The organism is Flavobacterium sp. (assembly GCF_044361065.1).
GTDB lineage: Bacteria > Bacteroidota > Bacteroidia > Flavobacteriales > Flavobacteriaceae > Flavobacterium.
Genome location: NZ_JBIKJI010000009.1, coordinates 21,661 through 27,981 on the forward strand (window position 1 = coordinate 21,661; position 6,321 = coordinate 27,981).

Consider the following 6,321-nt stretch of genomic DNA (forward strand, 5'->3'; position numbering starts at 1 on the left):
AATGATGGATAACCAATTTATTTTTTGCTTGGAAGCCGTTTCAGATGTCGAAAAGGTTACTGTTACAGACATTCAGCACCAATTAGAACGCTTGGCTCTGAATTACGAAATAGCCTCTATTTATAAAGCTTGCGATACGATTGAAGGGGTAGAAGAAAGTTTGTCGGCACTACTCTACGACGACCATAATTTCACGAATTATGAAATCATTTATTTGGTAATGCAAGGCGAAGACAATACCATTTGCATATACGATTACTATTACAGTTTAGATGAAATTGCTGAACTTTTTGAAGGAAAAATGAAAGGAAAAATCATTCATTTTGCCAATACCAAAACGCTTGAATTAACTAACGATGAAGCTCAGTTTTTCTTAGATGTAACGGGTGCAAAAGCCATTTCTGGATATGGTGCAAAATACACCAATTTAAAAAGCTACAATTTAGATTTAGAATTTTTTAAACTCTTTCAAGACAACGAAAATATAGACGAAGTAGTTGAAACGCTTTTTGAAAAAAATTATGCCCTTTGTAAAGTATTAGATTTTAGATTGTATTATTAAACTGTTCTTGTCCTGCTGAACTTGTTTAAGCATCTGGATTTATTAGGTTATCGAATTTTATCTTTCAAAATTTTCTCAATTCTAAAGTAGATAGTCACATATCCAAGAATAAGGAAGAAAAGCAACAAAAACTCATTTTCATAACTAAAATAATCAAATAAAAAGGACGCTTTAACTAAAAAAGAGAATAAAACAATCATATAATTTGAAGCATATTTATTAGCCATTATCCAATTTTCCGTACTTTTTTTAGCACTACCTAATTGATAACCAAAATAATAATTGGGTTGCTTTGGTGTAAAAAACTTCATAAAAACCCCAAGTAATAAAAGTGTTAAGTAAATGAAGTTCATAATTGTTTTATTTATAATGAGTGAGTGTAATTCATAGCTAAACAGAAGGTATTTGTACTATCCGTTAGAGGAAATATCCAAGCCATCGGGTTTTTATTAATTTGACTGTTCTTTAGATTTTATTAAAAACCATAATAAGTAAATCATTGAAAATATACCCACTAAATTAGGTAAATCACTTTCAAAAATTGATATCCAAAATCCCATATCTCTATTTTTATTTAGAAAATCAAAAAATCCTGTAATCAACCTAAAAAAAATAGAATAAAGAAGAATTAACCCTATTAAAATTTTGACTATTTTCATTTTACTATTGTTTTTTTGCATTCTCTGAACCGATTGCGCGGATTTACAACCCGACTTTGAGCTATTTTTAAAATACAATAAATTTAGTAGGATAATTCTAATTCCAATGCTAAATTTAAATTTTTGTTTTTGTGTTTATTTCCCAATGCGTATTCTGTTGCTTTGTTTATTTCATATAAATCAGCTATTTTTTTTTCGAAACTTTTCTTAATGTATGTTTTTGCAAAATAATTTAAAGATTCCATACTAGTTAAAAAAGGAGAAATACGAGATTTCTCGATTTCTGGGTTTAATACAATCAGTTCTAAACCAATAAAAATTCCTTTTTCGTCAAGAACTATATTTTCTTCTTTTATATCAATTGATACCTTATCCTTTTGCGAGTAATTGAATATCTTAACATCACTTTCATAGATTTTTTCTAAAATCAAATTGTTTTTTTTATAAATATTTATTCTGCAATAATTCTTCAAATTTATTTTTTCCATATTTGGAAACTTTGAATTATTTAATGGAATACTAATTTTATCTATAAAATAAGAAAGATTCTTTTTATTTTGTATAAATGTGACTAGTTCACTTGTGTAGGTTACTGGAAAACTTTTAAAATAGTTGTCATATTTTAAACTTTTTAAACTTATAAATTTATCGCGTTTTGAGACAAAGACTTCTTCTATGGTAGTTGTTTTTGGTGATAAAAAAATAGTATCTAAATTATGAATCGTTAGGTTCACTTTTGGTTTATATGAAAAGTGTTCAAAAGAATAAGTAGTGATACTTTTATTCATTTGAAAATAACCATTTTCGAAATTATAAAAACCAATATTTTGTTCAGGGCAAGTTACTGCAACATAAGAAATAGGATTCTTGGTTATAGAATCGCAAATTACTTTTTGTTGCGCATTACCTTGAAATACACAAAAAAATAAAATTAGGTTTATAATATATTTCAAGAATCTTCTCATTTCTGGAAATTACCAATTTTTAAAAACATATTCATTATCCCTAATATTAAACCTGTAACGGTTGCAGTTACAAAAGATTTCAACACTAATTTTGTTATTGCTTCAGTATTTGAAAAATCAATATCAAATAATCCATATACTAAACTTGCAGTAAAAAGTCCAGCTGACATTGATAAAAATGTAAGTTTAAAGTAAAAAAATCTGTTCATTGTTTATTTTATTGTTTTCATGTCTTGTATTTATTCTTTCATTATTTTAGTATTCCTGATTCCTTTATCTGTATAAAGTTTTAAAATATAATCACCTGTTTTAAGTGCACTTAAATCAATTATATTTTCAGAAATCGAATTTGAACTTAAAATTCTTCCAGCAATATCATAAACTTCAATTTTAAATATACTATGTTCAGTTTTAAATCTTAAAATATCTTTAACAGGATTAGGATAAGCTACAATATCATTAATATAATTGTATTCTTGTAAGCTTAATGTATTTTGAATAGTTGTTGTGTAATTGTTTGTAACTATTGGAAAATTATAATCAAAATAAATATTAGCCAAATTACTAAAAGTATTGCCTACAACTAAATTTGGTTTTGTTTTAATTTTAAAAGATACATAACCGTCATTGTTAGCATTATCAAAAGGAAGATTTATATTTTTAAAAATAAACTCTACTTTATTAGTGCTTGATATTCTTGTTTCAAAGTTATGACTTCCTTTGATAGGGATTAAAGTATTGATATCAAATTTACTAGTATCAATCATATCCTTTACTACAATATTTTGTGCATTTGCAGTTCCATTGTTTTCAAATCTTATTAAATAATGAACATATTCACCTACCATATTTGGAGTAATTGTAATTCCTTCCAAACAAGTTTTGTCATTTGGGTCATAAGAATTAACCACAATTTGATTTAAAAGAGAAATATTGTCATTTGGTATTTCATCTGTTTGTCCATTTATAGAGGCCGTAAAATTTAAAATATCATTACTATTCAATGCCGGACTTTCTGTTGGTGAATTTAGATTTAATATAAAATTTATTTCTCTAGTCTCAAAAGGTAATAAGTTAGTAAAGTTCCAGGTCAAGCTTCCTATTGATTGGTTAGAAACAGATTGATTACTTAAAACATAATCAATAAAACTATCATTAAAAGTGAAATTAATTGTACCTGTTTGAACAGTTGTTCCTTTGTTTTTAAATACTAATTTATAAGCAGCATCAAATCCAGGACGAGCAGAAGAAATTGGTAAAATGTTTATTTCTAAATCGTTATGATTTCCGTTAGGAAGTACACAGAAATTTTGATTGTAAGGACTAATATTAGATGGAAACGTAACATTTATTGATGATGGGGAAAAACTATAGAAACCTGGATTTTCAAAAGCAGGCGTAATTGTATATTGCCCAGCCGATAAAGGAAGAGAATAATTTCCAGAATTATTTGCAAAATGACTATTTGTAATTCCAGCACTTTCTATATTTAAGTTAATCATTGGAAAAGAAATATCTCCAACCCCACAACCGTTGTTGTTAGTATCTAATAAACTAGTACCTTCCACTGTATAAAATGTTCCTGCTGGATTGAATGAACAATAGGTTGTGAAAACAGTATTGGCTAAACTTGAATCTAATGATTGTAATAATAATTTTTCGGAATCACTATCCACACAAATTCTGGTTACAGATGTTGAAGTACCGCTTCCAACGATTATAGAAGTTAAATTACTATTCCCATTTCTTAAATTAATATATTTTAATTTATCATGAATCCAACCAGTAGAGTAGTTAATATGACTAATGTTTGGGTTCGAAGATAAATCCAAACTTAAAAGATATAAATTATTACCAGAAATATTTAAAACTCTTAAATTAACAAGATTTTGTAAATAAATTGTTTGTAAATCATTCGATGATATATTCAATTCTTGCAAATTTGGAAGACTATTAAAATTAAATGTATCTAAGCCATTATAGGATAAATTTAATTTAAAAAGACTTGATAAGTTGCTTAATATTATTGAATTGTTTAGAATGTTGCTGTTGTTAACAATTTCAACATCATATAAATTTGGTAAATTACTTAAGTTTATTCCTTGTATTGCAATATTATATATTTTTAATTTATAAAATGAATTCAAATTCTGAAAAAGTGTTGAATTCAAAGTTGAACATTGCATAATTGTTATGTTATATAAGCTTGGCAAGTTATTAAAACTTAAATTTGAAATGTTTGGATTAGAATCAAGATTAAAGGTATATAAAGAAGGTAAATTATTTAAAAGAATACTATCCACAGAAGTACGATTGAAATTTAAGCTGTATAAATTAGGTAAGTTGCTAAAAGAATAAATTGCATTTGTTGTTGGAAAAAGATTATACTCAAAATTCATATCATGTAGTAAAGGTAAATTAACCAGAGATATTGTTGAAACATCATTGTTACTTACATCTACCGTATATAAATTGGGTAAATTTTGAAGATTTAAACTAGTAATAGCATTATTATTAAGCAATAATTCATATAAACTTGGCAAGTTATTAAGTGTAAAATTCGTTAAAATACTTTGTTGTGATTTAATCCTATATAATTGTGGTAAATCATGGATATTAAATGTGGTTACACCTTTAATTTCGATCTGATAAAGTAACGGTAAATTTGTTAAACTAAGATTACAATTGTTTTTAATATCTAGATTAACATTTGTAAGATTTGGAAGCGAATTAATAGATAAGTTATAAGGCGTGGTTTGTATACATCTAAAATTAAAAGTTGTTAAATTCGGTAAGTTTGTTAATTGAAACTGACTAATTGTATTTTGAGTAAAATTTATTGTTGACAACAAATTATTATTATCAATATAAATATTATCAAAATTATCAGAAAAATTAGAATTATTATTAAAAGTTAACGTACTCAAATTCGACATGTTATTAATACTTATTGAACTTCCAACACTTGTAGAATAGTTTATTATTGAAGGAAGATTGGATAAAGTAAGATTTACATTCGGATTATTACCATAGTTAATGTTTGTTAAGTTTGGAAAATTTGCAATTACCAAGGTTGAAATATTGTTTCCAACGCAATTAAAATTAATTAGAGAGGGTAAGTTATATATTTCAAGCGAAGTTAATGGTGTTCCAACACCAGATGTGTTAAATCCGCAATTAAAGGTTTGTAAATTAATGAGATCATGAATAGATAAAGTTGTTATATTCGTATTTGTTATTCCCAACACATTCAAATTTGGATTTCCTGAATATTGAAGTGACGATAAATTACCACAATTATATACGTCTAACGTTGTAAGATTGTTGTTTGAAATGTTTAAACTAACAATATTTGGTTTTGATAATGAAAAAGTAGTAAACAAATTATTTGAAACATTTAAATTTGTTATTGCTGTGTTTAATGAAATACTGGTTAATCGATTAAAAGAGCAATCAACCGTTGTTAAATTTGTAAACGGATAGCCGTCATTGAAAAAACTTAAACTATTAATAGCGTTATTGGAACAATTTAAACTTACTAAACTTGAAAGTGAACCAAAACTAGTGCCTAAAGTTAAAGTAGTTAATAAAGGATTATTTGTTACGGTTAAATTTTGTAATAATATATTTGGATAGATGTTTAATGTGTTTAAGAAAGATAAACCATTAATTGACAACGAAACAAATCTATTTGAATTACAATCAATTTCTTGTAAATTTAAATTAGAACTAAAATCTACTGTGGTTAAAAGATTATTATTACAAAGTAGTTTTTTAATATTGGTAAAACTTTGAATACCAGTTAAATCTGAAATACTTTTGCCTGATATTCTTAATCTTTGAATAACTGAAGCTTCAGATGATTGTATTTGTCCATCATTGTTTAAATCAGCATCACTTTCGTAAGAACCATTTAAATCAGCATCAACACAAGAGGAATTAGTTAGTGCATTTTTAAAATTGACATCCGGAATTGTAACAGTTTGTGCATTACATAATGATGTAATAGTAATTAAAATAAAGAGAATTTTTGTTTTCATTTATTGTTATTTTAAATTTAATTTTTAGTTTATGTTTGTCAATACTTTATCTTAATTTAACCTTTTTAAAACTAATTAATCCAATACATCCAAAA

Annotated in this window: 6 protein-coding genes; 1 reads left to right on the plus strand and 5 read right to left on the minus strand. The window is 25.7% G+C overall.

Annotated elements, in window-relative coordinates:
* Nucleotide 1: 1 nt before the first annotated feature.
* The gene (locus ACIQ11_RS01345) at nucleotides 2-562 is read left to right on the plus strand and encodes a DUF6642 family protein (RefSeq protein WP_396152088.1); all 561 of its coding nucleotides are present in this window, start codon (nucleotides 2-4) and stop codon (nucleotides 560-562) included.
* A 47-nt stretch (nucleotides 563-609) separates the two neighbouring features.
* On the opposite strand, the gene ACIQ11_RS01350 is transcribed toward ACIQ11_RS01345, so the two are convergent.
* From ACIQ11_RS01350 to ACIQ11_RS01370, 5 genes are all read right to left on the minus strand, one after another.
* Complete coding sequence (locus ACIQ11_RS01350) at nucleotides 610-915, minus strand: SdpI family protein (protein ID WP_396152090.1); 306 nt, start codon at nucleotides 913-915, stop codon at nucleotides 610-612.
* Nucleotides 916-1,011: 96 nt separating this feature from the next.
* Nucleotides 1,012-1,221: a hypothetical protein gene (locus ACIQ11_RS01355; RefSeq protein ID WP_396152092.1), complete on the minus strand. Its 210-nt coding sequence runs from the start codon at nucleotides 1,219-1,221 to the stop codon at nucleotides 1,012-1,014.
* A gap of 83 nt (nucleotides 1,222-1,304) precedes the next feature.
* Nucleotides 1,305-2,186, minus strand: a complete 882-nt coding sequence (locus ACIQ11_RS01360) for a hypothetical protein (RefSeq protein ID WP_396152094.1) — start codon at nucleotides 2,184-2,186, stop codon at nucleotides 1,305-1,307.
* Nucleotides 2,183-2,356 carry a hypothetical protein gene (locus ACIQ11_RS01365; protein ID WP_396152096.1) on the minus strand — a complete coding sequence of 58 codons (174 nt, stop codon included), beginning with the start codon at nucleotides 2,354-2,356 and terminating at the stop codon, nucleotides 2,183-2,185. The genes ACIQ11_RS01360 and ACIQ11_RS01365 overlap by 4 nt, the downstream gene beginning before the upstream one ends.
* Before the next feature lie 69 nt (nucleotides 2,357-2,425).
* Nucleotides 2,426-6,226 carry a T9SS type A sorting domain-containing protein gene (locus ACIQ11_RS01370; protein WP_396152098.1) on the minus strand — a complete coding sequence of 1,267 codons (3,801 nt, stop codon included), beginning with the start codon at nucleotides 6,224-6,226 and terminating at the stop codon, nucleotides 2,426-2,428.
* Nucleotides 6,227-6,321: the final 95 nt, after the last annotated feature.

Excerpts from the sequence above, each read along its gene's own strand:
- ACIQ11_RS01345 (WP_396152088.1), top strand. The coding sequence starts at position 2 with ATGATGGATAACCAATTTATTTTTTGCTTGGAAGCCGTTTCAGATGTC.
- ACIQ11_RS01350 (WP_396152090.1), bottom strand. The coding sequence starts at position 915 with ATGAACTTCATTTACTTAACACTTTTATTACTTGGGGTTTTTATGAAG.
- ACIQ11_RS01355 (WP_396152092.1), bottom strand. The coding sequence starts at position 1,221 with ATGAAAATAGTCAAAATTTTAATAGGGTTAATTCTTCTTTATTCTATT.
- ACIQ11_RS01360 (WP_396152094.1), bottom strand. The coding sequence starts at position 2,186 with ATGAGAAGATTCTTGAAATATATTATAAACCTAATTTTATTTTTTTGT.
- ACIQ11_RS01365 (WP_396152096.1), bottom strand. The coding sequence starts at position 2,356 with ATGTCAGCTGGACTTTTTACTGCAAGTTTAGTATATGGATTATTTGAT.
- ACIQ11_RS01370 (WP_396152098.1), bottom strand. The coding sequence starts at position 6,226 with ATGAAAACAAAAATTCTCTTTATTTTAATTACTATTACATCATTATGT.